This window comes from Streptomyces chengmaiensis (assembly GCF_029846775.1).
Classification (GTDB): Bacteria; Actinomycetota; Actinomycetes; order Streptomycetales; family Streptomycetaceae; genus Streptomyces; species Streptomyces chengmaiensis.
The window spans coordinates 23,716-49,718 of the sequence record NZ_JARWBG010000040.1 but is presented as its reverse complement, the minus strand read 5'-3'; the positions used below and the strand labels follow the sequence as shown (position 1 = coordinate 49,718).

Below are 26,003 nucleotides of genomic sequence, written 5' to 3'. Positions count from 1 at the left end.
GCCGCCGCAGGCCCGATGCGCCGGGCCGTAGAATCGGGGCATTGTGTCTGAGCAGCTTCGAAACGCCGTGCCCGGTGACCGCCCCGACCGCGCACCGTCCGGCGCCACCCCTGTGAGTCACCGGGCCAAGGGGGAACCGCGCTTCCCCGGCGGTCCCGCCGCCGATCCCGCAGGATCGCACCACGAACGGCGGATCCGGAGCTTCCAGCCGCGGCGGAGCCGGGTCACCGCGGGGCAGGCCGACGCGCTGCAGCGGCTGTGGCCCGTCTGGGGTCTGGACATCGACGGCCGGCGCGTCCTCGACCTGGACGAGATGTTCGACGGGCTGCCCGTCGTCCTCGAGATCGGTTTCGGCATGGGCGAGGCCACCGCTCAGATGGCCGCGGAGGACCCGCACACCGGCATCCTCGCGGTCGATGTGCACACCCCCGGTCAGGGCAACCTGCTCGCCCTGGCCGAGCGCAACGGCCTGTCCAACGTCCGGGTGGCCAACGGCGATGCGATCATCCTGCTCCGCGAGATGCTGCGGCCCGGCTCGCTCGACGGCGTGCGCGTCTACTTCCCCGATCCCTGGCCCAAGAAGCGGCACCACAAGCGACGGCTGATCCAGCCCGAGTTCCTCACGCAGGCCGCCGAGCGGATGAAGCCCGACGCCGTGCTGCACTGCGCCACGGACTGGGAGCCGTACGCAGAGCGGATGCTCGAGGTGCTCACCGCGCACCCGGACTTCCAGAACACCCAGCCGGACGGCGGGTACGCCCCCCGCCCCGCTTTCCGGCCGCTGACCCGATTCGAGGGCCAGGGACTCGAGAAGGGCCATGTGGTGCACGACCTGCTGTTCCGCCGGGTATCACCCTCCTGATCGCAGCTACAACACGGTCGCACACTGTCAGTACCCCTCGTTAGGGTCGTGTGGTGTCCGAGTCCCCGCCGCAGCCTCAGCAGTCGCCGCCGCAGCCGCCGCCTCCGCTGCGCTCCCCGCAGCAGCTGGCAGAGCTGCTCGCCGCCGTGCCCGAGCGCTCCCGGTGGCGCTACAAGCCTCGCCGGGTCTCACACCTGTGGCGCAGCAAGGCCGTCCGGGCCGGTGCGGTCATCACCCTGCTGGCCCTGTGCGGGCTGATGATCCTCGCGCTGGTGCGCGAGCAGACCGGCACCCGTGGCTTTCTGGTCGGCCTGGGCCTGGCCACCCTTCCGGTCCCCCTCCTGATGGCCGCGTTCCGCTGGCTGGACAGGGTGCAGCCGGGCCCCTGGCGGAACCTTCTGTTCTCCTTCGCCTGGGGCGCCTGCGCCGCCGCCCTTGTCGCGATCATCGCCAATACGTTCGCGACGCGCTGGATAGCCACGGCCACCGCGGACCCGGCGAGTGCGGACACACTCGGCGCGACGGTCATAGCCCCGGTGGTCGAGGAGAGTGCCAAGGCCGCCGCGATCCTGCTGATCTTCCTCTTTCGGAGACGGGACTTCACGGGGATCGTGGACGGCGTCGTCGTCGCGGGCTTCACCGCCACCGGCTTCGCCTTCACCGAGAACATCCTGTACCTGGGCAGCGCCTTCGGCGAGGACCAGACGCTCGGCACCTCGGGTCTGGAGTCGGTGACCGCCGCGACCTTCTTCGTGCGGATCGTGATGTCGCCGTTCGCCCATCCGCTCTTCACGGTGCTCACCGGCCTCGGTTTCGGGATCGCCGCGCTCGCGGCCCGGCAGCGCCGGTTCCGCAGGACGGCGCTGCCGGTCCTTGGCCTCCTGCTCGCGATGGGCGTGCACGCGCTGTGGAACGGCTCGGCCACGCTCCTCGGCCCCTGGGGTTTCTACGCCGTCTACGGCGCGTTCATGGTTCCCGCCTTCGGGTTGCTGACCTGGCTGACGATCTGGTCGCGGCAGCGTGAGCTGCGCACGATATCCAGGCATCTGCCCGCGTATGCGGCGGCTGGGTGGCTGTCCCCGGACGAGCCGCCCGCCCTGTCGTCGATGCGGGCGAGGGCGATGGCACGCGACTTCGCCCGGCATACGTTCGGCAGGCCCGCGGCGGACGCGGTGTCGGAGTACGAGTCGCTGGCGACCACACTGGCGTTTCTGCGCCACCGGGCCCACCGGGGCACTGCCGGAGAGGACTTCGCGGAGCGGGAGCGGGAGCTGCTGCACCATCTGTGGCAGCGAAGGGAGGTGGCCGGACCCGCACTGACGTACGCGGCACGGGCGTCGGGCCGGGTGTGGTCCCCGCCGCCGCACCGGGACTACGGCGGCTACAACCCGTACCGCTCCTGAGCCATGGCGGGCGGCCCCGGCGCCGGCAGTTCGGCGGCGGCGAGCAGATCGGGCAGCTGCTCCACCGCAGGACCGGCAGCCCTGGCGTCGGGGGGTGTGCGCCAGAGCTGCCGGGGTTCGGGGTGCGGACGCTCTGCCACCGTACGCGGGCGCGGCGTGCCTGTGCGGCGCGGCGCTCCGCCCGGACGGTGGGCGTCCGGGGCCGTCCGGAGTCGTCCGGGGCCGTTGCAGTTCGTCGGAGCGGTCGGAGCGTCAGACCGTCAGGCCCTTGTCGCGCAGCCACGCCATCGGGTCGACGCCGGCCCCGCTCGGCGTGTGCACCTCGAGGTGGAGGTGGGGGCCGGTCACATTGCCGGTCGCGCCCACCCGCCCGATGGTCTCGCCGGTCGTCACCTTCTGCCCGGCGCTCGCGGTCATGGAGGAGAGGTGCGCGTACCAGACCTCGGTGCCGTCCTCAAGCTCCAGCACGATGCGGTAGCCGTACGAGCCCGACCAGCCGGCGGACTTGACCGTGCCGCCGTGGACGGCCTTGACGGGGGTGCCCGTCGGCGCGGCGAAGTCGAGGCCGGTGTGCTGGCCGGAGGACCACATGGACCCGGCCTGGCCGTAGGTGGAGGTGATGGTGTACGAGGAGGTGGGCAGGGAGTAGCTCGCGGCGAGCTTGGCGAGGCGCTCCGCCTCCGCCTTGGCCCTGGCGGCCTCCTCCGCCTTCCGCTTCTCCTCGGCGGCCTTGGCTTCGGCCGCCTCCTGCTGCTTCGCCGCCTCCGCCGCGGCCTTCTCTGCGGCGGCCTGCTCGGCTGCTGCCTTGGCTTCCGCTTCGGCCGCGGCCTGCTGCTGCTCGGCCTGCTGGAGGATGCGGGCGCGCAGGGCCTCGCCCGCGCCGCCCGCACTCGACTCGGCGGCGTCGGAGCCGAGCATGGCGAAGGGCCCGCTGCCCGCACCGTCCTGGCCGGCCGTGCCGGATTCGGCGGACACCTCGCTGCCCCCGGAGTCGCCCGAGCCGTCGGCGTCGCCGGAGTCCTCGGCGTCGCCGATCAGGGCGCCGACGCCCGGGAGGGACTCGGCGTCGGGGAGGTCCGGAAGGGAGATCGAGACGGCGGGCTTGTCCTGGGCGGTGGCCAGGCCGCCCGCGCCGACCGCGGCGATGACGCCCACGCCGAGCACGGTGGAGCTGCGGGCGAGTCCCCCGCGCTGCTTGACGACGCGGTGCCGGCCGCGCACCGGACGGACGGAGTCCTCGGTGGGGTTCCACTCCCCCCAAGACCGCTCTGCAGCCCGCTCACCGAAGTAGGCGGATTCGAAGGGTGCTTCAGGGGCAGGTGTGTTGGACGCCACGGAGGCGTACTCCTTTCCTTCCTTCTCGCCTACCGGGTTAGCTGACGGGTTCGGAGCAGGAAGGTCTCCTACGGCCCTCCGCAGGCTGCGAAGGCGTCCGATTCACCCCAAATAGTGGTTCCCCGGCTCCCTTTCGGAATTCGGCGCACACGCACGGCGCCGCCTCTGGCGACGGCTGGGACGACCGCGTTGCGTTATCGAACGTTAATAGACACCCGCACGGGAATCCAAGCTGTTCCGTCTGATCTTTAAGTTCTTTGCGCGGGACATAACCGGACACAAGGCCATGGAAGCGGGCGAGTTGAGTGGCTCTCAGACTCTTCCGAGCTCCCTCTTGGACTGGTCCAGTATCTGACTGTGTGTCAAATGTTATGCGGAGGGCTCCCTCTCGATTACGGACGGTCGTCATCCGTCCCGGCCCGGACGACCGGCACGGTCCTGCGCTTTCGCGGCTGCCGCTCCGTCGGGCGCATCACGGCCAGCAGCGCCATGTCGTCCGTGGTGCCGCCGCCCGTGTGCCTCCGCACATCCGCGACCAGCGCGTCCAGCAGTTCCTCGGGACCGGGGAAGATCCGGCCGCTGAGCCGCTCCCCCGGGTCGTAGAAGACGCCGTGCGAGTCGCGCGCCTCGGACAGCCCGTCGGTGTAGAGCAGCAGCGTCGCCCCAGGGGGCAGTGGCCGCTCCTCCGCACGGTCCGGCCAGCTCCCCAGGTCCCCCATGCCCAGAGGCAGCGCCGCCTCGGACGGCTCCAGCATGTCCACGCGCCCGTCGGCGTACAGCAGCAGCGGCGCGGGGTGCCCCCGGTTCACCACCCGCAGGGCGTCCACCGGCCGGGAGATCTCCGCGAGCACCGCCGTGGTGAACCCCTCGACCGCATCCAGCCCGCTGCGCCGCGTCCCCTCGCGCGCCAGCGCCCGCTCCAGCCGCCCCGCGACGCCCTCCAACGACCGCTCCTGCTCCGCGGCCTCCCGGAACGCCCCGATGACCACGGCCACGGCCTCCACCGCGCCCAGCCCCTTGCCCCGTACGTCCCCGACCACCAGCCGCACCCCGTACGGCGTGTCCTGTACGGCGAAGAGGTCGCCGCCGATGAACGCGTCCTCCTGGGCCGCCTCGTACCGCGCGGCGACCTGCAGCCCGCCGATCCGGTCCGCAGGTGAGGGCAGCACGGCGCGCTGTGCGGTCTCCGCGATCACCCGCGCGGAGGCGAGCCGCTGGTTGCTGCGCCGTACGACGTCGTTGATGAGCAGCGCGAGAGCCGCCACCGTCACCAGCGTGGTGGTCTCGGTCAGTGCCGTGATCTGGGCGGCGGTCTCGTTGTAGGCGTGCATCCCCATGGCGCCGACCACCGCGGCGAGGCCGGTGATCGCGGTGGCGCGCCAGGAGAAGAAGGGCGCGGCGATCAGCGGGGAGGCGGCGAACATGGGGACGGCGGTGAACTTGGCCGGCGTCGCGAGGTCGAAGAAGATCGCGCCGAGGATCATCAGACCGGGCAGCAGGCGGACGAGGAGCTGCGCCGAGCTCATGCCGTCGTGCCGTCGCTGCCCCACCGGTGCTCTCCTGCCCAGTCCGTCAGGCCGCGGACCGTACCGCGCCCCTTCCAGGCTGGCCGGAGCCGCGCCGCACGGCGACCCGGCCGTCGGCCGACCGGACGATGCCCTGCCGCTCACCCGCGAAGCCACCGGAGGTACGACGACGGCGGCCCGGCACTTCTATGAGAAGTGCCGGGCCGCCGTGCTGCGAGTAGCGGGGACAGGATTTGAACCTGCGACCTCTGGGTTATGAGCCCAGCGAGCTACCGAGCTGCTCCACCCCGCGTCGGTGCACACCACCTTACGCCATCCGAAGGGCTGCCGACGACACGGTTTCCGGCCGCCGGGTCCGACGACTCGCCCGGGGCCCTTTCACACGCCCGAGTGAGCGCGCCCGCGGACGCCCCCGCGCGAACCACGCGAACCACGCGAACCGCGGGCCGCCGGATGCCCGCCGATCAGCTCAGCACCGCCGAAAACCGCCGCAGAAGATCCTATGAACGTCCATACGCTTTTCTGCGGTTGTCCGAGAACCGAGACCGTCTCCGGTCCCGGAGAACTCAACGCTCCCCATCAGACCGCTGGAGATATCTCATGCGCGTTGCTGTAACCGGCGGCGGCTCCCTCCCTGCGGCACGAAACGAGGTCGCTCCATGTCCGCAACGGTCCTGGTGACCGGCGGCGCCGGATTCATCGGCAGCCACACCTGCGTCGAGCTGCTCCAACACGGCTACGAGGTCGTCGTCATCGACGACCACTCCAACAGCTCGCCCCACGCTCTGGAACGCGTCGCGAAGGTCGCCGGCCGCCCCGTCGCCGCCGCGTACGAGGCCGATCTGCGGGACCGGGCCGCGCTGGACCGCGTGTTCGCCGCCCACCGCATCGACACGGTCGTGCACTTCGCGGCGAAGAGGGCCGTGGGCGAGTCCGTGGAGAAGCCGACGGAGTACTACGACGTCAACCTCGGCGGCACAACGGCGCTGCTGCACGCCATGCGGGTCCACGGCGTGCAGCGGCTGGTCTTCTCGTCGTCCTGCTCGATCTACGGCGACGCCCCCGTCGGCATCCCGCTCACCGAGAACGACCCCGCCGCCCCCACCAATCCGTACGCCACCGCCAAATGGCTCTGCGAGCAGCTCCTGGCCGACGCCTGTCGGCACCAGCCGGAGCTCAGCGTCCTGGCACTGCGCTACTTCAACCCGGTCGGAGCGCACCCGAGCGGTCTGCTCGGCGAGGACCCGCACGGCGTGCCGGGCAACGTCATGCCGTACCTCGCCCAGGTGGCCGTCGGCAGAAGGGACCGGCTGAGCGTCTTCGGCGACGACTATCCGACGGCCGACGGCACCGGAGTGCGCGACTACATCCATGTCGTGGACGTCGCCGACGGCCACCGCGTCGCCCTCGAACACCTCGGCGACGACCGCGGGATGCGCGTCTTCAACCTGGGCACCGGGGTGGGGACGTCCGTCCTGGAGCTGATCGCCGCGTTCCAGGCCGCCTGCGGCCGGCCCATCCCGTACGAGATCACCCGCCGCCGCCCCGGAGACGTGGCGGCGCTGGTGGCGGACCCGGGCGCGGTGGCCCACGCATGGAACTGGACCGCCTCCCGCGGTCTGGCCGCGATGTGCGCCGACGCCTGGCGCTTCCAGGACCTCAATCCCGACGGCTATCCGGACTGACCTGCTTCACAACGGTTCAAAGGAGACAAGACATGCGGTTGACCGTCATCGGCACGGGATACCTGGGCGCCGTGCATGCGGCGTGCATGGCGGAGATCGGACACGACGTCCTCGGCGTCGACACCGACGCCTCCAAGATCAAGAAGCTCGCCGCCGGCAGCCCGCCCTTCTTCGAGCCGGGGCTGGGCGAGATCCTCGACAGGAACGTCCGCTCCGGGCGGCTGCGGTTCACCACCTCCCTGCGGGAGGCCGCCGACTTCGGAGACGTCCACTTCATCTGCGTGGGCACGCCCCAGCGGCACGACTCGCCCGCCGCGGATCTGCGGCACGTCGACGCGGTCGTCACGGGCCTCACCCCTCATCTGCACCGCCGCTGCCTGATCGTGGGAAAGTCGACCGTCCCGGTGGGCACGACGGTCCGGCTGGCCTCTCTGGTCGACGGGCTCGCCCCGGAGGGCGGCGGCGCGGAGATCGCCTGGAACCCGGGGTTCCTGCGCGAGGGGTTCGCCGTCCAGGACGCGCTGCGTCCCGACCGGCTGGTGGCCGGCGTCCTGTCCGCCCAGGCCGATCAGACCCTCCGCGCGGTGTACGCGCCGATGCTCACCGCGGGCGTCCCGTACCTCTGCACCGACCCCGCCACCGCCGAGTTGGTGAAGGCCGCGGCGAACTCCTTCCTCGCCACCAAGATCTCGTTCATCAACGCGATGGCCGAGGTGTGCGACGCGGCCGGGGCGGACGTGGCGACCCTGGCCGACGCCATCGGGCACGACACCCGCATCGGGCGGCGCTGTCTGTCCGCGGGGCTCGGCTTCGGCGGCCGACGCCTGCCCAAGGACATCCGCGCCTTCGCCGCCCGCGCCCGGGAACTGGGGGTGGGCAACGCCGTGGAATTCCTCCGCGAGATCGACTCGATCAATCTGCGGCAGCGGCGGCGGACCCTGGACATCGCCAGGGAGCTCGTGGGCGGAGACCTCTCCGGGCGGCGGGTCGCGATCCTCGGGGTGACGTTCAAGCCGGACAGCGACGACGTACGGGACTCACCCGCCCTCGCCGTGGCGGAGGCGGCTCTCCTCGAAGGCGCACAGCTGCGCATCCACGACCCGGAAGGTGCGGAGAACGCCCGCGCGGTACTGCCCGAGCCGGAGTACGCGCCGGACGCGGCCACCGCGGTCCGGGACGCCGACATCGTCCTGCATCTGACCGAGTGGGCCCCGTACCGCGCGCTGGACCCGGCCGCGCTGGCCCCGCTCGTGCGGACCCCGAGGATCCTGGACGCACGCAACGCCCTCAACGCACCGCGCTGGCGGGCGGCGGGGTGGACCGTGCGCACCCTGGGCCGCCCGACACCCGGCGGCGCCGCCGGCCCGGCGGCGTCCCTGCTCCCCGGCCAGCACCCCGCGGCCGCCGTCCGTCACCCCGCGGGTGACATGGCGGGAGGCGACGCGGGCGCGTCGGCGGACTGGACAGCGCCCGGCGACCGCGAGGCGCTGAGAGGCGTGCCAAAGTAGTCCACGTCCCCCGGCGCGCCTCTCGAACACCCCGGCACGCCCCCCGAACACCCCGGCGCCAGCGCGAACGCCCCCTCGTCCGCGCTGGTGACCTGACCGGGGCCTTGGCGGCCGGCTGCAAGGGTTTGTGTGGGCGCCGATCGGCTTGGCACGCCGCTCCTCCTGCCTCGTCGCCTTGCGCCACACGGCCAGCGTGGGGAAGTCCTGCCGACCCCGGCGATGTGCAGTGCACGCACGAGGCCGCACACAGGCCCGGGAACGGCGAAGCGCCCGGCCGGCTGAACCGGTCGGGCGCTTCGCAGCAGGCCGGGGAAGCCTCCCCAGCGCCTGAAGCAGTAGGCCGTGTGGGACTCGAACCCACAACCAACGGATTAAAAGTCCGGGGACCTATCGGACCACTCCGTTCCGCCCAATGCCGCGTCGTGCCGCACAAAACCAAAAGATGCTGTTCAGAGGCTCAGGCCCGCCACTTGAAGCAGCCTCGCCATGCTGCTCCATGTCGTTCCGTACCGCCTCGTTCCGTGACGTTCGGCTGAGCATTGGCTGAGCAAAAAGGCCCCGCCACCTGCAGTGACGGAGCCTTACTCGTTCCTCATCCATCGTACCGGCCTACGGTGCCGACGGGACTGGTTCACTGCCTGCCCTCCTAGCACGCGGCACCACGGCGGCCGCCTTCTCCGCGATCTCCAGGTCGACCTCGCGCAGGAGTGACGTGTAGGTGTCAGAGGCCAGCTTGATCGTGGAGTGGCGCAGCGTCTCCTTGATGGCATGAAGGTCACCGCCACCGGCGTGGATCAGGGTGGCCGCGCAGTGCCTCAAGTCTCTGAGATTGATCGGCGGCAGACCTACCGACTCGTACAGCCGGCGGAACGTCTTCGAGACGACGTCCGGGTGCAGCCACTCGCCCGACTCGGCCGTGAACACCTTGCCCGTGTCGACCCAGTCCGCGGCTTCCTTGCCCGCGTCCCGCTTCTCGGCGGCCTGCGCATTCCACGCGTCGCGCTCCTGCAACTGGCGGGCCCGGTGCTCGCGCAGAGCCTGCACGGTCGCGCGGTCCAGGCCGATAGCGGCAGCGCTGCCGTCCGTCTTCGGCACATCTTCGACCGGGGTCCACCCGTCGACGACTATCTCCTTGGCCACTGTGAGGGACTGGCCGTCGAGGTCGACGTTCACCCAGTCCTGGCCGACGCCCTCGCCCCTCCGGAGTCCACGGAAAGCGATCAGGTGGAAGAAGGCGTACAGCCTGTCGTCCGCGGCCGCGTCCAGGAACTCGCCGAGCTGGGCGGGAGTCCACACCATCACGGCGCTCGGCTGCTCCCCCGTCTCGCGCCACCTGGCCACGTGCTGATCAGTCCACAGCACTGCCTTCGGCCGCTTGCCCGAGGCCAGCTCCACGTGGGAAGCCGGGTTGAAGGTGATGAGCTGCCGGCGGATGGCAGCGTTCAGCGCCGTGCGCAATGTCGCGCGGATCCGCTGCCTCGTCGCCGGCCCCGTGACGCGGCGGTACGGCTTCATATCCGCCAGCTTCGCCCGCTCTTCCGCCAGCTGGGCGCGCTCGGACGCCTTCGGCACGCCTGGCCGGCCGCGCGTGCAGCGGGCCTGCTGCTCACGGCGCGCCTGGTTCTCCGCGCGGATCACCTCGTTGGCGTCGTCGATCGCGTCGAAGAACTCCTGGCAGTGCCCGACTGTGAGCCGGTCGAGACGAAGGTGGCCAAGCGCCGGCCGGAGATGCACCCGAATGTGGGACTCGTAGCCGCCGTTCGTCTTCTTCTTGGTCTTCTTCGAGGCAAGCCAGGTGTCCAGCCACTCGCCGACAGTCATGGTTCCGTTGAGCGGCACGCCGACGCCCAGGCGCCGGGATACTTCGGCAGCGTCAGGGATAGAGGCTCGGCTCGCCTGAATGCCCGCGAGGAGGTCACCGACACGGCGCTGCGCATCCTCGTCGTCGCCCGCCAGATCGAGGATGGCCCGGATGCGGTCGAGGTCCCTCTGCGCGTCCTTGGCATCGGTGTAGCCGGTGCGCTGGAAGCGGCGGCGCCTGCCCTCGGCGTCCTCAGGCAGTTCCTGGCTGACGCGGTGCTTGCCGTGATTGCGCTTCGAGAGCTGCGGGCAGTTTGCCCCGAGCCGTTTCCCATCCAGGCCGCGGCACTCACACCGCTTCGAGATGCCGCCAGCGCGGCGAGATGCAGGCATCGCTACTCCTCGATCTTCCACTTTCGCCGCACGACAACACGGCGCCGGGCTTTCCTCTCGGGAGTCTCTATCCCCTTGGCGCGATCCTCAAGAGAATTCACATGACGAATCCACTGCTTAAGCTTTTTGGGATCATCAATTACAGACTCCAGCTCATCGTAGGCCGCCTGAACCTCCGACCAACGCGCGTTAAACGCTTCCTGTAGTTCTTCAATCAGTTCGCGGGTTACATGACCTCGTGCACTTTGCAGAGCCCGCTTCGTTGCATAATCCCCCCTTGCTTCAGTGCGGGCATCCCTCTCGTCAGCCGGGACGCGCCCCCACAGCCCTTGGGCAAACGTCACGACGAGGAACCAGTCGGAAAGACTGCTTCCGTCTGGCAAGGTGATGCGTTCCGCGATCCTCCTGGACAGCTCAAGCCCCCGCATCTCGCTCGAGCGCCGCCGCTTAGGTTCCTCATAATCGGGCCACAGTGAATACAGAATGTAGTCATGAATCTTGACGTCGCGAGCCACCCGCTTCAGCCGCTCTTCTTCTGTCTCTGCCGGCTCGGTTTCAATAGAGCCTAGAGCCTCTTCCTCATTAAGTGTTCGCCCCTCCTCTCCGGACCCAGCAGGCCGCGCCGACGGGAGGGTTAGATTCATCATAAACGCGGGCAACTGATACCCGTAGACGTTGAACTGCTCGTTCAGCGCAATCACTTCGTGGCTGGGAATTAGCGGCTCCTCCCACCCTCCAAGCTTGCGCAGCACTGAAGCCAAAACGATTAGCTCTTCGAAGTCGAGATTCCGGCTCCCCTGCTCTAGGGCAGCAATACTGCTGCGCCCCCAGTTCAGCCCAAATTCACGCGCGGCGTCCGCGACGTCCTCTTGGCGCAGCCCCTTCGCCTCTCGGAGCATGCGCAGCCTCTCGCCCACGATCGCAGCCAATGGCCGTCGCTTGCTGTCGGTTGTCATAGCGCCACGGTACGGGCGATGGAGCGTCGGGCGCTAGACGCCGCACCCCCGCTTGGCCGGTTTGCAGAGACAGGCTCTGAACGCTTGACGCGCCAGATGCGCGTGTTGCAGGCTGTGCAGCGACAGGAACCAAACTCTGGAGGACGGCAAGCGATGCCAACTCAGGAGAAGATCCACGCTGCTATACAGGGCGCGACCTGCAACCACAGCTGGGTGTCCGTCGACGACCTCGCCGACGAACTCCAGATCCCTAAGTCCACGATCTACGGCTGGAAGACGCGCGGCCTCGGCCCAACATGGGTTCGTGTCGGCAAACACCTCCGCGCTCGTCGCACCAATGTCGACGCGTGGCTCGACAGCCTCGCTGAGGTGTCGGCATGACCGAGCGCACCGCAGTCCACCGCAAGGCTCTCTCCGCCGCCGAAGTCCTCGCTCTGCCCGCGATGGTCGACGGCTGGCCCGACGCAGCCGCCGCCTGCGGAGGCATCTCACGCACCGTCTGGTATGGGCTCGTCGCCAAGGGCGAGACTCCCGTACCCGTCGTACGCATCGGCCGGTCCATCAAGGTCCGACGACAGAGCCTCATCGACTTCCTCGGCCTGACCGAGGAGAACGGCGCCTCTCCCGTGTACCAGCCGGGAGAGCACGCCGGAAACGACGAAGCGGCCCGGGTACCAGCCGGGCCGCCTCTGTCGAGCAAATCCGCACCTACGCGCAAGTAAGAAACGGAAGCTCTATGCATCAGAAAACCACGTCTTCGGCTTTGCCGTCGACTCCGACCGAACAGCGCGACCCCACCGCGCCCGAGTCCCCGTTCGACGCGATCCGCCGCGTACGGCCGGACGGCTCTGAGTACTGGCCCGCCCGCGACATGCAGCCCCTCATGGGCTACAGCCAGTGGAGCAAGCTCAAGACCCCGCTCACCCGCGCCATGGCAACCGCCAAGAACCAGGGCCTGGACGTGGCAGCGAACTTTCCCCGATCGGGCAAAGTTGCTGGTCAGAGCGGTCCCGCACCCGAGGACTACGAGCTGAGCCGCACGGCCGCGTACCTCCTCGCCATGAACGGCGACCCGAACAAGCCGGAGGTCGCCGCCGCCCAGCTCTACTTCGCGGCGAAGACCCGCGAGGCGGAGCTGGCCGCACAGGAGACCGTACGCCCGAAGTCCGGCGCGGAACTGGTCCTCCAGATGGCGCAGGAACTCGTCGCCCAGGAGCAGCGCCTGGCCACCATCGAGGCCACGCAGGCCGCCACGGCCGCGAAGGTCGCCGCGCTCGAGGGACGGCACGACGAATTCACTGCGCTTGGCTACGCCAAGCTGCACGACCACCCCACCGGCCGCCCGTACCTGGCGCAGGTCGGCAGGCGCGCCACCAGGATCATGCGCGAGCAGGGCCGGGAACCGCACCAGCGGCAGGATGCCACGTTCGGCGTCGTCAACGTCTACCCCGTCCTGGTCCTGGAGCACGCGTTCTCGGAGGTCACCCGATGAGCCAGCAGACCCCCGAGAAGCCGACAGTGCCTGTCCTGCCGGACGCCGCTGCGATCGGCGCCGACGTACTGGCCGAGATGCCGCTGCTGGCCCGCCGCATCAGCACTGCCGAACTCGGCAACATCATGGCCAAGACCCTCATCGACACCGGCAGCATCCAATCCCGCAAGCCCGCCGAGTACGAAGCGGTCGAGCTCGACCACGGCATCGTCGTCGCTTTCCAGGAGACCGAGACCTGCTGGCGCGTCGGCTACGACCCGCGGCAGATAACGGAGACCGAGGCCCGCCGGACCTTTCTCCTCCTCGGGCAGAGCACGAACACCAACGACGAGGACGAAGAGCACCCGCTCGTGACGGCCTTCCGCGCCGAACGAGCCACAGCCACCGGACAGTACGCCGAGTTCCTCGACGTGCTCCTGGAGGACTTCGACCGCACCGGCAACCCCGTCGGCGTCGCCCGGAAGATCCTCGATGCCCTCGACCTCGACAGGCTGCACGACCTGCTCATCACCGCGCAGGTCTGCCTCGTCGCCGCCGATGGCCCGCATGCGGCCCACCTCCCCATCGGCGCTCTCGGGCAGCCCGGCGGTGACGGTCTCCGCCTGTTCGCCGTCCCGGCCGGGGAGAGCCCTCGCGGCACCCTCGCCCGGCTCCGCGCCGCCCTCAGCACGGCAGGTGTCACAGCATGAGCGGGCCCATCCTCACCTTCTCCGGTGCGCACCCGTACCGGCCCCAGTGCGTCCTCAACAGCGCCCGCGCGATCCTCGGCGAGGTGCTCGCGGGGCCCGACGCCGAGGCGCTCGCCATGCACATCGCCGAGCGCGTGACGACCGCCGTGGACTCCAGCGTCTGCCCGCGCTGCTCCGACCCCCTCGCGATTGCCGGCGCACCCGAGGGGTGGCGCCCGGCCGGATCCCGGGCAACGACCTGCCGGTGCATCCCCGTCTGCGAAACCTGCTCCTCGTGGGCCGAGCCGATGCTCGGGCTCCTCGCAGTCACCGGCTGGCCGACCGACTTCGACGACGGCGAGGACCTTACCCGCAAGGAGATCGAGGCCGATCTGATCGAGCAGGCCAAGGCCCGGGCCCAGACCGCGGTCCTGGAGGTCGGGCCCGAGGGGGCGGTCCTGGTGACCGCCGAGGGCACCGCCCCGTTCCTGCCCCTGCTGCGCCCGCACCCGGGCGGCTGGCTGGAGCACGGCTACGACGACACCGACGACGAGCAGGAGCGTGGCCGGTGACCTCCAAGCAGAACGTCGTGACGGCCGGGGATGTCCCCGGCCGTCCGGCCCGGCCCGTCGGCTACTGGGAGCGCATCGACCGCATCGACGGCCAGACCCCGCCGCTCACCGACCACCAGCGCGCCAGGCTCCGCACGATCTTCCACCAGACCATCCCGCGCCAGGAGGCAGCGTGAGCACCTTCGACGAGATCGCCTCGGCGTTCACCAGCTCCACGGACTGGTATGCCGCTGTACAAGAAGCCCAAGGCCGCCTCCACCGCGAACACCCCCGCGGCATCGACGTCGCCAAGATCGGCCACGCGGCGTGGAAGCAGCTGACGCCACTCCAGCAGGCCCGCGCACTCGATGACCTGTTCGTCGCCTACATCTGCCGCCTCCACGACGAGGAGCGCGCCGCCGCGCTCGATGCTGCTGCAGCCGAGGTGAAGACGTACCTCGAAGGCGAGGACGAGTACCTCCTCCACTCCGCACTTAACGAAGTCCGGCCCAGCGGCATCGGTACGGACACGGTCGTCGATGGAGTATGCGCCTCCGCACTGGCCAACGTCCTCGACGAACTTGACCTGCTCCGCCACCGCCTGGTCATGGCCAAGGCTTCTGACAACGGAGACGACGCGTGACGACGCACCGTCCCGGCCAGTGGCCGGTCACCAACCCCGTGCCCGTGGGCCCGGTCCCGGCACCTCCGGCCTCAGAGCAGCAGCCCCAGGTCCCGTCGCGCGCCGAGGTAGCCGCGCCGAAGGTCCGCCTCGTCGTGACCGTCGACCTCACGGGGCCGTACACCAGTAGTCGGGAAGTCGCCGCGGACCTGCACGAGCAGACCCGGTACTCCACCGACTGTCACACCGCCATCGTCCGCATCGGCGAGGACGCCCTGCGGTGCTGCGGGAGTCTCGGACACTCGATCGCCGCCCGGTTCTTCCTCTCCGCTCAGACCGTCGAGATCCACGTCCCGGCCGGCCCCCTGGGGGCCCATCTCGCCAGCGAAGTCCAGCAGCATCTCCGCAACTTCGCAGCGGATCACGCCCGGATGCTGGCCGACCTGCGGCCTACCGGCTGACCCGGGAAGCGTACGGCGGCCCGGCCCGGGGCCGCCGTACGCACTCACGAACCGCATTGGCCCCGCTCGTAGAAGAGAGCACGTTCGTGAACAGCACCACCAACCTCCCGCTCTTCGGGGAGGACACCGAGCAAACCGAGACGGGACCCCAGCCGCAGGTCCACTTCGGCATGGCCACCGCCGCGGCCCACCTCGTCCCCTACGAGGACTCTCTGCACGGAGACGGTCAGCCGCACGCCCTCCTCGTCGTCGACTGCCCCTTCTGCGACCACCAGCACATCCACCCCGCCGGGGCTGCCGCAGCGCCGCGCGTCTGCCCCCGCAGATCGCGCTGCGTCGGCCAACCGACCGGCACGTACTACTTCCCGGCGGTGCACCAGTGACCCAAGTCCCGGTCGCCGAACGCCTCGTGGTCGACGAACAGCTCGTCCACGCTTCGCTGGCCTACCACTTCCAGGACGTATCCGGGCTGCTCAGCATCTGCTCGGATGCAGACCGGTGGGTCGGCCGCCGCTTCACCACGGACGATGCTGGCATCGCTGCGGCCACCCAGTACGTCACCGAGCTCGACGCTCGCTCACCGAAGGGCATCTACACCCAGGTCACCACCCTGCGCGAGCACCCCTCCAAGGGCCGCGGCGGTAAGGACTTGGCACACGGACTGACGTTCCTGTGGGCAGACGGCGACTTCGGCACGACCGGCCACAAGCCCGGCCTGGACGACATGCCTCACCCCGTCGACGCCAACCACGTCCGCGAGATCGTCCTCGCCTCAGGCCTGCCCGAGCCATCGGGGTGGTGGCTGTCCGGCGGCGGCTACAACCCGATCTGGGTCCTCGCCGAGCCCTACATCATCGCTGACGACGAGGGCCGCGCAGCCGTCGAGCAGTTCACGATGGGCCTGCAGACCGTCCTCGGCGGCTGCGCGTACTCCCACGGCTGCTCCTGGGATACGCAGATCGGCAACCTCGACCGGCTCATGCGGATTCCCGGCACCGTCAACCGTAAGGCTGAGCCCCGGTACACAGGCAGCTTCCCTGGTACCGGCGAGCCCGTCGACCTAGCCGTGATGCAAGAAGCCGTCCAGCGCCTGGCACCCGACGCTCGTGCCCTGTTGGAGAAGGCCGCTGCGGAGAAGCGGGCACGGCACGACGCGCGCACGGGCCGCACCACCGTGGTCGCGCCGGGGCCCCGCCGGGCCTCCTTCCCTCGCTCCGGCGGCGGCGCGAGCGTTTTCGACATCCTCGCCACCGAACTGACGTTCCAGGACATCCTCGAACCCGCAGGCTGGACCCACCGCGGTACGGCCGCCGATGGCAGGGAGAAGTGGCTCCGCCCCGCCGGCGCCGAGGGCGCAGCGGACAGCGAGTACAGCCTCGTCTGCGATGACCACGTGGCCGTGAACTGGTCCGAACGGTCCGGCCTGCCCGTCGGGCAGCAGTCCTCCGGGCGGAAACTCACCGTCCCCACCCTGTGGTCGCACTTGCACTACGGCGGCGACGAGCGCGAGGCCACCCGCGACGTGCTGCGCGCCGCGTTCGACCAGGACGCCCAAGCGCCCGCCCGCGCCCTTCCCGCAGCCGTACTCGCTCACGTGCGGCAGCACTGCCGCCCGCCGACACAGCGCCGCGACACACCGTCCCCGCCGCCGGACGACATGTGGGCGGGGGACCCACTCAGTGATGCGACACCGGCAGGTCAACCGGAGGACGACGAGGCTGCCAGGCGGCCCCGCGGACTACTGCCGGAGGAGTTCTGGACGCGCCGTGCCGTGCACCAGCACATTCGGCAGGCCGCGCACGCGGAGGGGTCCAGCGGCGACGTGCTGTTCTACTCGCTGCTCGCCCGGATGTCGGCGATGATCTCCCACCGGATCACCGCGGTGTCCGGTATCGGCGGCCGCGCCTCCCTCAACCTGTTCGTCGCGATCGTAGCCGCCTCCGGCGGCGGCAAGTCCATCGGCACGAAGGTCGCGCGGTCCTTGCTCCCCCCGCTCGACCCTGAGTTCCGCGACGGCTTGCCTATCGGCTCCGGCGAAGGAATCGCCGAGGCCTTCATGGGCACGGTCGACGAAGAGACTGGCGAGATCCACGCCAAAGGCCCGCTCAAGGGCGACCCGGTCACCAAGAAGGTACGCAAACAGGTCCGGCACAACGCCTACTTCTACGTCGACGAGGGCCAGACCCTCGCTCGTCTCGCTGAACGTGCCGGCAGCGTGCTCGGCGAGACACTCCGGCGCGCGGCCATTGGCGAGACACTCGGCCAGACGAACGCCTCGGAGGAGCGGACCAGGTACGTGGCCGCGGGCTCCTACAGCCTCGGCATGGTCGTCGGTTTCCAGCCGTCGACAGCCATGCCGGTCATCGCGGACGCCAGCACGGGCACACCGCAACGGTTCCTGTGGGCATGGGCGGCCGACCCGGCCATTCCGGACGAGCCGCCGCCCACGCCCGGCCCGCTCCCCGTGAACCCGGCCACGCTCCAGCCTGGCGACTCGCTGGACATCGTGCTCCCTGAGCGCATCCGCCGGATGCTGTGGGCCGAGCACGTCGCACGCAACCGCGGCGAACTGGCCATCGACGAACTGGACGGCCACGCCAACCTGATGAAGGTGAAGCTCTCGGCGCTCCTGGCCCTCCTCGACGGCGGACGCACAGACGCCACGGAAGAGGACTGGGAGCTGGCAGAAGTCGTCTGGGCTTCCTCGTGCGCCGTGCGCGGCACGCTGATCCAACGCGCGGAGCGGGAAGCGGAGGCAGCCCGGCGCCGTGAGCAGGACGCAAAGGTTGCGCAGGAGCTTCGCACTCACCAGGCGAAGACAGACACCGACCGCACGCTCGAGCGCATTGCGCGGCTCGTGAAAAAGCACGCGTCTGCGGTCGGTGGCATCACCTTCGGTGAGCTGAACCGCCGTCTGCGCAGCAGCGACCGGGACTTTCTCCGCCGCGCTGTGGATGTTGCGGAGGCCCACGAGTGGGTGTTCGTCGAGGGCGACCGGGTCTGTGTCCAGACGGAGTGAGCGATGTGGACATGTGGACATGTGGACGGCCGTCCACGTCCACCTGTTCCGAGATCCAGCGAGCCCCCAATTAGTACATAAATGGACAAACAAACTTCCAATTTCACTCCCGCGACGCGAGACGGGCCCATGTGGACAGCGTCCACGTTGTCCACGTCCACATCGGCTGTCCACGTCGTCCCACCAAGAAGGAGCCCCCATGCTCACTCCGGAGTATCCGAAGGGGCCTACACCCGTCACCCCCGGGCCGACCTCGTGAACGTCGACGACATCGTGGCCGAGAAGATCGCCGCCGCCCGCGCCGCCATCAACGCCAGCCGTAAGCGCGGCCTCGCCCGCAGGCACGCCGTCAAGCTCCGCAATCAGGCGGCCAAGAACTTCCTGGGCCCCAGGAAAACTTCCACGCCACCAAGGAGGACCAGTGACCACGACCATCATCCGGCTCGGCGACGACCGCGCCACCACACACACCGTGCAGACCGTTCCCGTCGACACCGGCACTTGCAGCCACGGACACGACAGCTGTGGCAAGCCGGGCGTCCTCGCCGTCCGCAACACCATCGACCAGCAGCGACCCGCCGAGTCCAGCACCATGCGCGTCACCGTGTGCGCCGAGCACCTGGACGGCGCCGCGCACATGCATCAGGCGTGGGTCGCTTCGGCCCGCGAACTACAGGACCCGGCCAAGCGCGCCGAGTTCCTCGCCGCCGCCGGCGTCCGCTGACCCACACACCACCGGGAGAACTCATGAAGTACGACGACGCCATTCTCATCACCGAGGACGGAACGATCGCCACCCTCAACCTCCCCGCCAACCGCAGCCACTTCATCGAGTACGCCGCCGCCGTCCTCCGCTGCACCACCGTCGAAACCTTCGACGTCACCACCGGCGTGGTCATCTGGACCGACGAAGAGGGCCACGGCCGGTGGGGGTACAACGCCCTCGCCGACGCCCTCATGAACCGGTACGGCTTCACCGACAGCCTCTCCGGCCCCGCCCTGATCACCGGATACGGGGCCCGTGTAGAACGGCTCTCCCCCGAGGCCGCGAACCAGATTCTCCGGGAACTCAACGGCATCTCTGACTGACCAGCCGAGCCCGCGGCCGGGCCCGATGTCCGCGGGCCTGGCCATCACCCAGCACACCACACAAGGAGAACCAGTGGGCACACACCTGCGGCTCATCAGCACCACGGCGGAGCCCGCCGAGGGCGACGGAGACGACTGGACCGCCATCGAGGAGGGCGCCCGCTTCGCCCAAGAGATGGTCCGCAACGCCCAAGCCGCCGAGCTCTGCGTGTCCTGTTACCAGGTCGACGGGAAAGACCCGCGCCACTGCTGGGGCAACGGCTGCCGCAACCAGACGACCCACACGCCCATGGAGGAGAACATCTGATGGCTGGCGAGACCGTCATCACGGTCGTCGGCAATCTCGTCGACGACCCCGAGCTGCGCTTCACCCCGTCCGGTGCAGCGGTCGCGAAGTTCCGCGTCGCGTCCACTCCCCGCACCTTCGACCGCCAGACCAATGAGTGGAAGGACGGCGAGAGCCTCTTCCTCACCTGCTCGGTCTGGCGTCAGGCGGCGGAGAACGTCGCCGAGTCGCTCCAGCGCGGCATGCGCGTCGTCGTTCAGGGCCGGCTCAAGCAGCGGTCCTACGAGGACCGCGAGGGCATCAAGCGCACGGTCTTCGAACTGGACGTCGACGAGGTCGGCCCCAGCCTTCGGAACGCGACCGCCAAGGTCACCAAGACCACCGGCAGCGGCACCCCAGACAGCGACGCACATCGGGCCGGAACACGGCCTGCACGACAGCAGACCTCCGCGAGCAACGGCTTGGGCGATACACAGCATCCGCCTGCCCGGGCCGCGTCACAGCAAGCACCGGGCTACTCCGACGAGCCCCCGTTCTGATGGAGGAGCTCCCCAATGGCGCCGACGACCGACTGCGGCCTGTGTGAGCGAAGCGAGACCCACAGCTTCTTGTGTCCCGGCTGCGCGCTGGCCACGGCCCGCAGACTAGATCGCATGCCGAGGCTGTACGAGGCGCTGGCTGCGTTTCTCCAGCCAGGGGCGCGTGGTTCCGCGCGGTACGGCCGCACACAGTCTGTGGATGCCGCGCTGCCCGTCTCAGAGCCGGTGCTCAGCCTCCGCGGCCTCGGGGGGATCGTCGGCGTCCTGGAGGACTGGCGCTCGGCGATGCAGGCGGACCGCGGGTGGAGTGAGCCGGCCGTGAGCGGCACCGTCGAGCGCCGCATCGCGGTGGCGGCCAGGGCGCTGTCGATGAACCTGGACTGGATCGCTGCCAGCTGGCCGATGGCCGGGGCGTTCGCAGAGGAGATCCGGGACCTCGAGCGGGACGTCGCGTCGATCGTGAGTCCGCCGGACCCCGCGGAGCGCGGTCGCCGTCTCGGGACGTGTCCGGCTGTGGATCTGAGCGGGAACGTCTGCGGCGCGATGCTGCGGCACTACCCAGGAGAGAAGACGGTCACCTGCTGGTGGTGCGGGTGCGTGTTCCCGCCAGCCGCCTGGATGGAGCTGAAGGGACTCATGGACGAGGACGAGAAGGCGGAAGCCGAAGGCGGCGAACCCGCGACTATCACACCCCCCGTGTGATATGTTCCTCATGATGGATAGGAAGCCCTGGCGGGAACGTGTTCGCCTGGAGGATGAGCTGCTGGAACAGCTCCAAGAACAGGTGTCGCAGGCCGCCAAACGCCGCGCGGCCGCCCTTGCCGAAGGGGTTGCTGAACTCGGCAGCGTCTACAAGGTCGCCAAGGACCTCGGCAAGAGCTGGACCGCCGTGGACAACGCGATCAAGAAGAACCGGCCCGGCAAGTCGGGCCCCGACACAACCGCATAACGCAGAGCGGGAGCCGGACGGCAGCTCTCGGCGGTGCTGGAACACCGACGAGGCGCGCGCGCCGCCCGACTCCCTGACCGAAGTACCACCTGACCTAACCAGGAGGACTCGGCTATGGCCAACCTTGCCATGCCCGCGCACCCCAGTGCGCCCCCGCCCCAGCGGCGCCTCGTCGCCGTCGGCTGCATCCGCCGCTGCGGCGGCCGCACCACCACGGTGCGCGCCACCCCGGCCGGCGTCACCGGCACCATCCGCACGGGGGCGGCCCGGTGAACCACAACCAGCCCTTGTGGGGCCCCGAATCCGCCCGCGTCGGCGCCCAGCTGCGTACCTGGGTCAACACCCGGGCCACGCTGCTGCAGATCGCTGACCGGCTCACCGCCGAACGCCCCGGCGACCCCATGCGCGAGGCCACCCGGCTCACCCTGGCCCGCCGCCAGGCCGAGACCCGCCACGGCGTCGACACCCGAACCGCCCGCGACGTCGAAGACTCCGTCCTCCGCCACACGCCTCGCATCGAACGCGACATCACCCGCGGCGAGTACGCGCTCATCCTCCACCGCATCGCCGGAGGTGAGCACCTGTGAGCAACGACCCGATGCGCGACCTCCTCCAGGCCGTGGTCGACGCCCTCACCCTCCCGCCCGATACGCCCGACTACGACCAGCGGCTCCTCAACCGCGCCACCTTGGCTCACACAGTCGCCAGCGCGGCTCTCGCCGAGGCCCCGGCCGATCTCGAGTGGGACGCCGACTACCTCCAGCGCAAGCTCGCGGACGAGCAGGCCGAGGCGGCCGATCGTGAGAACAACCGGTGCCGGCGCTGCCGCGCCCCGTTCGATCCGGCCGACGCCCGCTTCGACGGACGTGCCCGCCACCGCGAGACGCCGTGGTGCCGGCAGTGCGTCGACAACTGCCACGACTCAGGCTCGGAGCACGTGTGCGTCATCTGCGCCCCGGCCCGGTACGGGGGTGACGGCCGATGACGCCCCGCCCGCAGGCCCTGTACGACGCCGTCCGCGACGCCTCCGGCTGGACCCCGCCCCTGGACCTGGCGCGCTACCTGGCGCGGCAGGCCCTCGCCGAGTGCCAGAGCGCGGACATCCACGACCCGGCCGCGATGATCCGCGCCGCCGTGTCCCTCGAATCGCGTCTGCGGCACCTCCTCGACGCCCTCGACGCCGAGGACGGTGCACGATGACCCCGCCGCCGATGACGTGGGCGGCAGTGCAGCCCTGGCTCCTGGTCGCGGCCGGCGGCGCTGTTGTCCTCGCGGGGCTCGGGTGGGCAGCCGCCCGGGCCCGGCGGGGCGGGACGCGCCCTCCCGCGGCCGTGATCGCCGCCGCGGTCGCCGCCGCGGCATGCACCGCCTACAGCGCCGACACCTCCTGGCGCTTCGCCGCCGACCACCTCGACATGAACTCCGCGGCCGAACGCGCCGCCATGTTCGCCGCCGGAGAGATGGCGCTGTTCGCCACCGCCCTCATGGCCCGGCAGAACCTGAAAACCACCGGCGCCCCAGGCACGCCCGGCATACTCGTCTGGCTGATCACCGGCGTGCAGATCATCCCCGCCTACGCCGAATCCGGCCTCATCGGCGGCACGGTACGCGCTTTCGTCGGCCCCATCCTCGCTGCCGTCCTGTGGCACCTCGCCATGGGCATCGAGCTCCGGCACGCCCGGCCGGGCGCGAACTCCCGCTCCCTGCCGGCCCTCATCGCCCGGGAGCTGCGAGAGCGGCTGCTGTCACGGCTCGGCCTCGCCGTGCGCGACCGCAGCGCCGAGCAGATCACCCGCGACCGCTGGACCGCCCGCGCCGTCGACCTCGCCGCCCGCCTCGCCCACCGCCACGGCGGCTGGGCCTGGCACACCGCCCGCCTCCAGCGCAGGCTCTCCCGCGCCGTGGGCCGCGCCCAGGTCGGCGCGCATCCCGAGCAGCGCCGCGCCCTGCTGCAACTCCTGTCCGCCCGGCTGCACTCCGGCGCACTCGCCAGCCTCGACCTGCCCTCCCCCTGGCAGATGCGCGAACCGGTGTCATCACGCCGCGCGGCGCCCGCGGTAGCTTGCCGGGAACTGCGCGAGATGCACCCGCTCGACGCCGTCCTGGCCGTGGCCAGTGCGCACCCGGACCTGGATGCGCAACGGCTGCGGGAGGTGCTCGGCGACCACGGCGTCGTCGTCTCCGACACCCAGGTCCGCATGGCCATGCGCCTCGAGGCACCCGCGCATCCGCGCGTGCTCAACGGCGCATCCGCCGCAGACCAGCCCTCGTTCGCGGTCCACGCCCGCTGGCACGCCGACCCCGGGACGACGACGGCCGAGGCCGCCTCGGATGCGGCCCCGCCGGATGCGGATGCGGCCGCTTCGGATGCGGATGCAGACCGCGCCCTCCTTCCCGACGCCCGGCGCGTCGAGGCCGCCCACCAAGCCGAGCACGGCCGCCCCGCATCCCTGCGCGCGCTGCAATCCGGCCTGCGCATCGGACAGGCCCGCGCCCAGCGGATGCGCGCACTGCTCGACCAGGAGACCCAGCCATGAGCCTGACGTACCACGCGCTCGGCTACTGGGGCCTGCCCGCCCTCATCGCCGCCGCCCTCCTGCTGCGAATCCTGCCGCGCGACTCCCACGCCCACCGCCTGATCTCCCGAGCGGCCCTCCTCAGCCTCCTCATCGTCGCCGCCATCGTCGGCCTCTCGTACTGAAGGACACGCACGTGACCACCAGCCTCCGCACCGCCATCGACACCGCCGCCCACCACACCATCACCGCAGCGCCCCAAGCCCCCGCCCCGGACGGTTCCGTGCCCGTCAGCGTCCTGCTGATCATCGTGCTCGGCATCTGGGCCTGGAACATGCACAAGCACGGCAAGGACACCAAGAAGCTCAACCTGCTCCCCGGCTTCGTCTGCCTCGGCCTCGGCCTGTCCCTGTCCGGCACCCAGGTCGGCACCATGCTCGGCACGCTGTTCGGAAGCGTCGGCCAGATGCTCGCCACCTTCATCGGCAACGCCTGAACCCGTGGCCGCCGACCCCGACGCCGACACCCTCGAGCTGCCTCCCGTGCCCGCCTTCGGGCGCGGGAGGCCCCGGCGGGCAGCACGCCGCATCCACCCCCGCCGCATCGCCCGCGGCAACCGCACCCTCCTGCGCCGCCTGCGCCACTGGGCCACGGCAAAGAACACCCCCGGCCGGCTCGCCCTCCTCGGCGCCGGAGCCCTCACAGCCGCCCGCACCGCCAACCACGAGCCCAAGCTCCTCGCCGCGGCCACCGCCGCCTACGCCGTCGCCGCCTGGCGCACCGGCCGCCCCCTCCCGCCCACCGAAGACGACCTCAAGCGCCGCGTCATCGAAGGCGTCCACGCCCTCATCAGCGACCAGCCCGCGATCTTCCTGCGCGACGTGTACGCCGCCTTCCAAGCCCGCCCCGCCGCCCAACACCTCGACGACACCCGCCTGCGCGCCGTCCTCCTCCACTGCGGCATCACCATCCACAAAAGCGTCCGCATCGGCGACCAGACCGGCCGCAGCGGCATCAAGGCCGCCGACATCCGAGCCCTCCTCTCCCCCACCCCCGCCAACACCCCTCCCGACCGCGTAGACGCAGGCCAGAGCAGCGCAGAAGAGGCCGTAGACCAGCCGTAGAAGCGGCTGTAGACCACCCAGGAGAAGGACATGACCCGCCACATCCGCGCCCTCATCCAGGCCGTCGCCACGCTCACTTACTGCTCCGTCTGCGGCTGGTGGACCAAACCCCACTGCGGACACTGAGCGACACTGGCCTCATGGAGTACCTGACGCCACCCCGAGGCACCCTCACCACCTCCATGGCCGCCCTCGCCGCAGACGTCCAACCCGCCACCATCCGAGACTGGGTCCGCCGCGGCATCCTCACCCCCTGCGGCGGCACCCCCAAGCGCCCCGTCTACCGCATCGAAGACGTCCAAGCAGCCCGCGCAGCGGCCAAACCCAGCCGCCCCGGACAGCGCAGCAACCGCGCCGCTTGACACAGCTGATCGACACGCGCCACGATTTGCGAGTACAGCCATGCCCGAAAGCAGGCTGACCGCGACCACCGAGAGCCCCGCCACCGCTGCGGGGCTCTCGCCATTCCCGGGCCGTCCCTTCTACAGGCTGTCGAGAATCTTCGCCCGGCGGTCTCGGTACTCCTCGTCCGTGATCGCACCGGAAGCCCGCAACTGATCCAACGTCTGCAAGCGGGACGCAACATCAGCTGCAGGGGCAGCAGGGGCGGTTGAACCACCCGATACAGCACCCGCATCTGCAAGGCGCGCCCTGAGTGCGTCCGCGAGCGCCTTGCCCTGCTCCTTCGGCATCTGCTTGATCTCAGCCTTGTTACCCGAAGCGAACACGATCAACGCGCCGGTGAGCATGCCGCCCGCCCACTGCACCGAGCTGATCCGGCCGTACGGGAAGTCCTCGACCTGCTGCGACATCATCCCGTGCATGAAGAAGATCAGCCGCTGGTCCGTCATCACAACCAGCCCGTTGCCCTTGCCGTACATCCCGGTCGCCAGCATCTCCACCGTCTCGCCCTCCCACAGGATCTCCGGCAACCGCTGGATCTCCCGCTTCGCGCCAAACGTGCTCTGCAGCTTCTCGGCAGCTGCATCGATGTCGGGACGTACATCGAACTTCGCCATAGGACACTCCTCCGCCATGCCGGGATGAAACGCGCCCTGAGTGGGGCCAGGGACACATGGGTGTGGGGAATCCCAGAGCGTATCGGCACCCAACCGGCCTGACCCCCCATACCGCAGAAGACCACCCAGGCCGGGGCGGAAGGGAGCGCGCCGCCCGGGAAGTGGGGCTCCCGGGCGGCGCACGCACAAGCCTGGACGAT

35 protein-coding genes, 1 tRNA gene and 1 riboswitch are annotated in these 26,003 nt (G+C 70.3%); of the genes, 29 read left to right on the top strand and 7 right to left on the bottom strand.

All coding sequences use genetic code 11. The features are described 5' to 3' along the window. Positions 1–67 precede the first annotated feature (67 nt). Positions 68–862: a tRNA (guanosine(46)-N7)-methyltransferase TrmB gene (gene trmB / locus QCN29_RS27040; RefSeq protein WP_398860045.1), complete on the top strand. Its 795-nt coding sequence runs from the start codon at positions 68–70 to the stop codon at positions 860–862. A gap of 107 nt (positions 863–969) precedes the next feature. Further along, a complete protein-coding gene (locus tag QCN29_RS27035) occupies positions 970–2,265 on the top strand; it encodes a PrsW family intramembrane metalloprotease (protein ID WP_279931434.1) in 1,296 nt (431 codons plus the stop codon). Here the strand turns inward: QCN29_RS27035 and QCN29_RS27030 are convergent. From QCN29_RS27030 to QCN29_RS27015, 4 genes are all read right to left on the bottom strand, one after another. Then, positions 2,244–2,405 carry a hypothetical protein gene (locus QCN29_RS27030; protein WP_279931422.1) on the bottom strand — a complete coding sequence of 54 codons (162 nt, stop codon included), beginning with the start codon at positions 2,403–2,405 and terminating at the stop codon, positions 2,244–2,246. The genes QCN29_RS27035 and QCN29_RS27030 overlap by 22 nt on opposite strands. A gap of 112 nt (positions 2,406–2,517) precedes the next feature. Beyond that, positions 2,518–3,600 (bottom strand): M23 family metallopeptidase, encoded by a 1,083-nt coding sequence (locus QCN29_RS27025; protein WP_279931420.1) that lies wholly within the window; start codon positions 3,598–3,600, stop codon positions 2,518–2,520. Positions 3,601–3,611: 11 nt separating this feature from the next. Further along, positions 3,612–3,756: riboswitch (cyclic di-AMP (ydaO/yuaA leader) on the bottom strand. A 236-nt stretch (positions 3,757–3,992) separates the two neighbouring features. Next, positions 3,993–5,126, bottom strand: coding sequence for a PP2C family protein-serine/threonine phosphatase (locus QCN29_RS27020; protein WP_279931433.1), 1,134 nt, complete (start codon positions 5,124–5,126; stop codon positions 3,993–3,995). 218 nt (positions 5,127–5,344) lie between these two features. After that, positions 5,345–5,418, bottom strand: a tRNA-Met gene (locus tag QCN29_RS27015). A 367-nt stretch (positions 5,419–5,785) separates the two neighbouring features. On the opposite strand from QCN29_RS27015, the gene galE reads away from it, so the two are divergent. Continuing rightward, on the top strand, positions 5,786–6,811 hold the full coding sequence (galE, locus tag QCN29_RS27010) for a UDP-glucose 4-epimerase GalE (RefSeq protein ID WP_279931418.1): 1,026 nt from the start codon (positions 5,786–5,788) through the stop codon (positions 6,809–6,811). Between the two features lie 32 nt (positions 6,812–6,843). After that, complete coding sequence (locus tag QCN29_RS27005; RefSeq protein WP_279931417.1) at positions 6,844–8,319, top strand: UDP-glucose dehydrogenase family protein; 1,476 nt, start codon at positions 6,844–6,846, stop codon at positions 8,317–8,319. A gap of 609 nt (positions 8,320–8,928) precedes the next feature. On the opposite strand, the gene QCN29_RS27000 is transcribed toward QCN29_RS27005, so the two are convergent. After that, positions 8,929–10,512 (bottom strand): tyrosine-type recombinase/integrase, encoded by a 1,584-nt coding sequence (locus QCN29_RS27000; RefSeq protein WP_279931416.1) that lies wholly within the window; start codon positions 10,510–10,512, stop codon positions 8,929–8,931. Between the two features lie 2 nt (positions 10,513–10,514). Further along, entirely contained in the window at positions 10,515–11,468 is a 954-nt protein-coding gene (locus QCN29_RS26995) for a helix-turn-helix domain-containing protein (RefSeq protein ID WP_279931415.1), read from the bottom strand. Between the two features lie 153 nt (positions 11,469–11,621). Here QCN29_RS26995 and QCN29_RS26990 point away from each other — a divergent pair, with 153 nt between their 5' ends. The 25 genes from QCN29_RS26990 (at position 11,622) to QCN29_RS26870 (ending at position 25,146) form a co-directional block, all read left to right on the top strand. Then, positions 11,622–11,849 carry a helix-turn-helix transcriptional regulator gene (locus QCN29_RS26990; RefSeq protein ID WP_279931414.1) on the top strand — a complete coding sequence of 76 codons (228 nt, stop codon included), beginning with the start codon at positions 11,622–11,624 and terminating at the stop codon, positions 11,847–11,849. Beyond that, positions 11,846–12,190, top strand: coding sequence for a helix-turn-helix domain-containing protein (locus QCN29_RS26985; protein WP_279931413.1), 345 nt, complete (start codon positions 11,846–11,848; stop codon positions 12,188–12,190). The genes QCN29_RS26990 and QCN29_RS26985 overlap by 4 nt, the downstream gene beginning before the upstream one ends. A 14-nt stretch (positions 12,191–12,204) precedes the next feature. Further along, positions 12,205–12,960 carry a hypothetical protein gene (locus QCN29_RS26980; protein ID WP_279931412.1) on the top strand — a complete coding sequence of 252 codons (756 nt, stop codon included), beginning with the start codon at positions 12,205–12,207 and terminating at the stop codon, positions 12,958–12,960. Further along, complete coding sequence (locus tag QCN29_RS26975; RefSeq protein WP_279931411.1) at positions 12,957–13,649, top strand: hypothetical protein; 693 nt, start codon at positions 12,957–12,959, stop codon at positions 13,647–13,649. Before QCN29_RS26980 ends, QCN29_RS26975 begins: the two co-directional genes overlap by 4 nt. After that, the gene (locus QCN29_RS26970; RefSeq protein WP_279931409.1) at positions 13,646–14,200 is read left to right on the top strand and encodes a hypothetical protein; all 555 of its coding nucleotides are present in this window, start codon (positions 13,646–13,648) and stop codon (positions 14,198–14,200) included. Before QCN29_RS26975 ends, QCN29_RS26970 begins: the two co-directional genes overlap by 4 nt. Next, positions 14,197–14,376 carry a hypothetical protein gene (locus tag QCN29_RS26965; RefSeq protein ID WP_279931408.1) on the top strand — a complete coding sequence of 60 codons (180 nt, stop codon included), beginning with the start codon at positions 14,197–14,199 and terminating at the stop codon, positions 14,374–14,376. Before QCN29_RS26970 ends, QCN29_RS26965 begins: the two co-directional genes overlap by 4 nt. Then, positions 14,373–14,822: a hypothetical protein gene (locus tag QCN29_RS26960; protein ID WP_279931406.1), complete on the top strand. Its 450-nt coding sequence runs from the start codon at positions 14,373–14,375 to the stop codon at positions 14,820–14,822. Before QCN29_RS26965 ends, QCN29_RS26960 begins: the two co-directional genes overlap by 4 nt. After that, the gene (locus QCN29_RS26955) at positions 14,819–15,262 is read left to right on the top strand and encodes a hypothetical protein (RefSeq protein ID WP_279931405.1); all 444 of its coding nucleotides are present in this window, start codon (positions 14,819–14,821) and stop codon (positions 15,260–15,262) included. Before QCN29_RS26960 ends, QCN29_RS26955 begins: the two co-directional genes overlap by 4 nt. Before the next feature lie 86 nt (positions 15,263–15,348). Further along, positions 15,349–15,645 (top strand): hypothetical protein, encoded by a 297-nt coding sequence (locus QCN29_RS26950; RefSeq protein ID WP_279931403.1) that lies wholly within the window; start codon positions 15,349–15,351, stop codon positions 15,643–15,645. Next, on the top strand, positions 15,642–18,281 hold the full coding sequence (locus QCN29_RS26945) for a hypothetical protein (protein ID WP_279931401.1): 2,640 nt from the start codon (positions 15,642–15,644) through the stop codon (positions 18,279–18,281). Before QCN29_RS26950 ends, QCN29_RS26945 begins: the two co-directional genes overlap by 4 nt. A 421-nt stretch (positions 18,282–18,702) precedes the next feature. Continuing rightward, positions 18,703–19,005 carry a hypothetical protein gene (locus QCN29_RS26940; RefSeq protein WP_279931399.1) on the top strand — a complete coding sequence of 101 codons (303 nt, stop codon included), beginning with the start codon at positions 18,703–18,705 and terminating at the stop codon, positions 19,003–19,005. A gap of 23 nt (positions 19,006–19,028) precedes the next feature. Further along, on the top strand, positions 19,029–19,370 hold the full coding sequence (locus QCN29_RS26935) for a hypothetical protein (RefSeq protein WP_279931397.1): 342 nt from the start codon (positions 19,029–19,031) through the stop codon (positions 19,368–19,370). 73 nt (positions 19,371–19,443) lie between these two features. Further along, a complete protein-coding gene (locus tag QCN29_RS26930; RefSeq protein ID WP_279931395.1) occupies positions 19,444–19,677 on the top strand; it encodes a hypothetical protein in 234 nt (77 codons plus the stop codon). After that, positions 19,677–20,195, top strand: a complete 519-nt coding sequence (locus QCN29_RS26925; protein WP_279931394.1) for a single-stranded DNA-binding protein — start codon at positions 19,677–19,679, stop codon at positions 20,193–20,195. The genes QCN29_RS26930 and QCN29_RS26925 overlap by 1 nt, the downstream gene beginning before the upstream one ends. A 114-nt stretch (positions 20,196–20,309) precedes the next feature. Beyond that, the gene (locus QCN29_RS26920) at positions 20,310–20,897 is read left to right on the top strand and encodes a hypothetical protein (protein WP_279931393.1); all 588 of its coding nucleotides are present in this window, start codon (positions 20,310–20,312) and stop codon (positions 20,895–20,897) included. 13 nt (positions 20,898–20,910) lie between these two features. Continuing rightward, entirely contained in the window at positions 20,911–21,144 is a 234-nt protein-coding gene (locus tag QCN29_RS26915) for a hypothetical protein (protein WP_279931391.1), read from the top strand. Between the two features lie 114 nt (positions 21,145–21,258). Then, a complete protein-coding gene (locus QCN29_RS26910; RefSeq protein ID WP_279931390.1) occupies positions 21,259–21,417 on the top strand; it encodes a hypothetical protein in 159 nt (52 codons plus the stop codon). Next, entirely contained in the window at positions 21,414–21,731 is a 318-nt protein-coding gene (locus QCN29_RS26905; protein WP_279931389.1) for a hypothetical protein, read from the top strand. Before QCN29_RS26910 ends, QCN29_RS26905 begins: the two co-directional genes overlap by 4 nt. After that, positions 21,728–22,129 carry a hypothetical protein gene (locus QCN29_RS26900; protein WP_279931387.1) on the top strand — a complete coding sequence of 134 codons (402 nt, stop codon included), beginning with the start codon at positions 21,728–21,730 and terminating at the stop codon, positions 22,127–22,129. The genes QCN29_RS26905 and QCN29_RS26900 overlap by 4 nt, the downstream gene beginning before the upstream one ends. Continuing rightward, positions 22,126–22,344 (top strand): hypothetical protein, encoded by a 219-nt coding sequence (locus QCN29_RS26895; RefSeq protein WP_279931386.1) that lies wholly within the window; start codon positions 22,126–22,128, stop codon positions 22,342–22,344. The genes QCN29_RS26900 and QCN29_RS26895 overlap by 4 nt, the downstream gene beginning before the upstream one ends. After that, on the top strand, positions 22,341–23,681 hold the full coding sequence (locus tag QCN29_RS26890) for a hypothetical protein (protein ID WP_279931385.1): 1,341 nt from the start codon (positions 22,341–22,343) through the stop codon (positions 23,679–23,681). Before QCN29_RS26895 ends, QCN29_RS26890 begins: the two co-directional genes overlap by 4 nt. Further along, positions 23,678–23,845, top strand: coding sequence for a hypothetical protein (locus QCN29_RS26885; protein WP_279931383.1), 168 nt, complete (start codon positions 23,678–23,680; stop codon positions 23,843–23,845). The genes QCN29_RS26890 and QCN29_RS26885 overlap by 4 nt, the downstream gene beginning before the upstream one ends. An 11-nt stretch (positions 23,846–23,856) precedes the next feature. Continuing rightward, positions 23,857–24,156: a hypothetical protein gene (locus tag QCN29_RS26880; protein ID WP_279931381.1), complete on the top strand. Its 300-nt coding sequence runs from the start codon at positions 23,857–23,859 to the stop codon at positions 24,154–24,156. A gap of 4 nt (positions 24,157–24,160) precedes the next feature. Then, positions 24,161–24,784, top strand: coding sequence for a hypothetical protein (locus QCN29_RS26875; RefSeq protein WP_279931380.1), 624 nt, complete (start codon positions 24,161–24,163; stop codon positions 24,782–24,784). 140 nt (positions 24,785–24,924) lie between these two features. After that, positions 24,925–25,146 carry a MerR family transcriptional regulator gene (locus QCN29_RS26870; RefSeq protein WP_279931379.1) on the top strand — a complete coding sequence of 74 codons (222 nt, stop codon included), beginning with the start codon at positions 24,925–24,927 and terminating at the stop codon, positions 25,144–25,146. A 120-nt stretch (positions 25,147–25,266) separates the two neighbouring features. On the opposite strand, the gene QCN29_RS26865 is transcribed toward QCN29_RS26870, so the two are convergent. Next, positions 25,267–25,803 carry a PH domain-containing protein gene (locus tag QCN29_RS26865; RefSeq protein WP_279931377.1) on the bottom strand — a complete coding sequence of 179 codons (537 nt, stop codon included), beginning with the start codon at positions 25,801–25,803 and terminating at the stop codon, positions 25,267–25,269. Between the last annotated feature and the right edge of the window lie 200 nt (positions 25,804–26,003).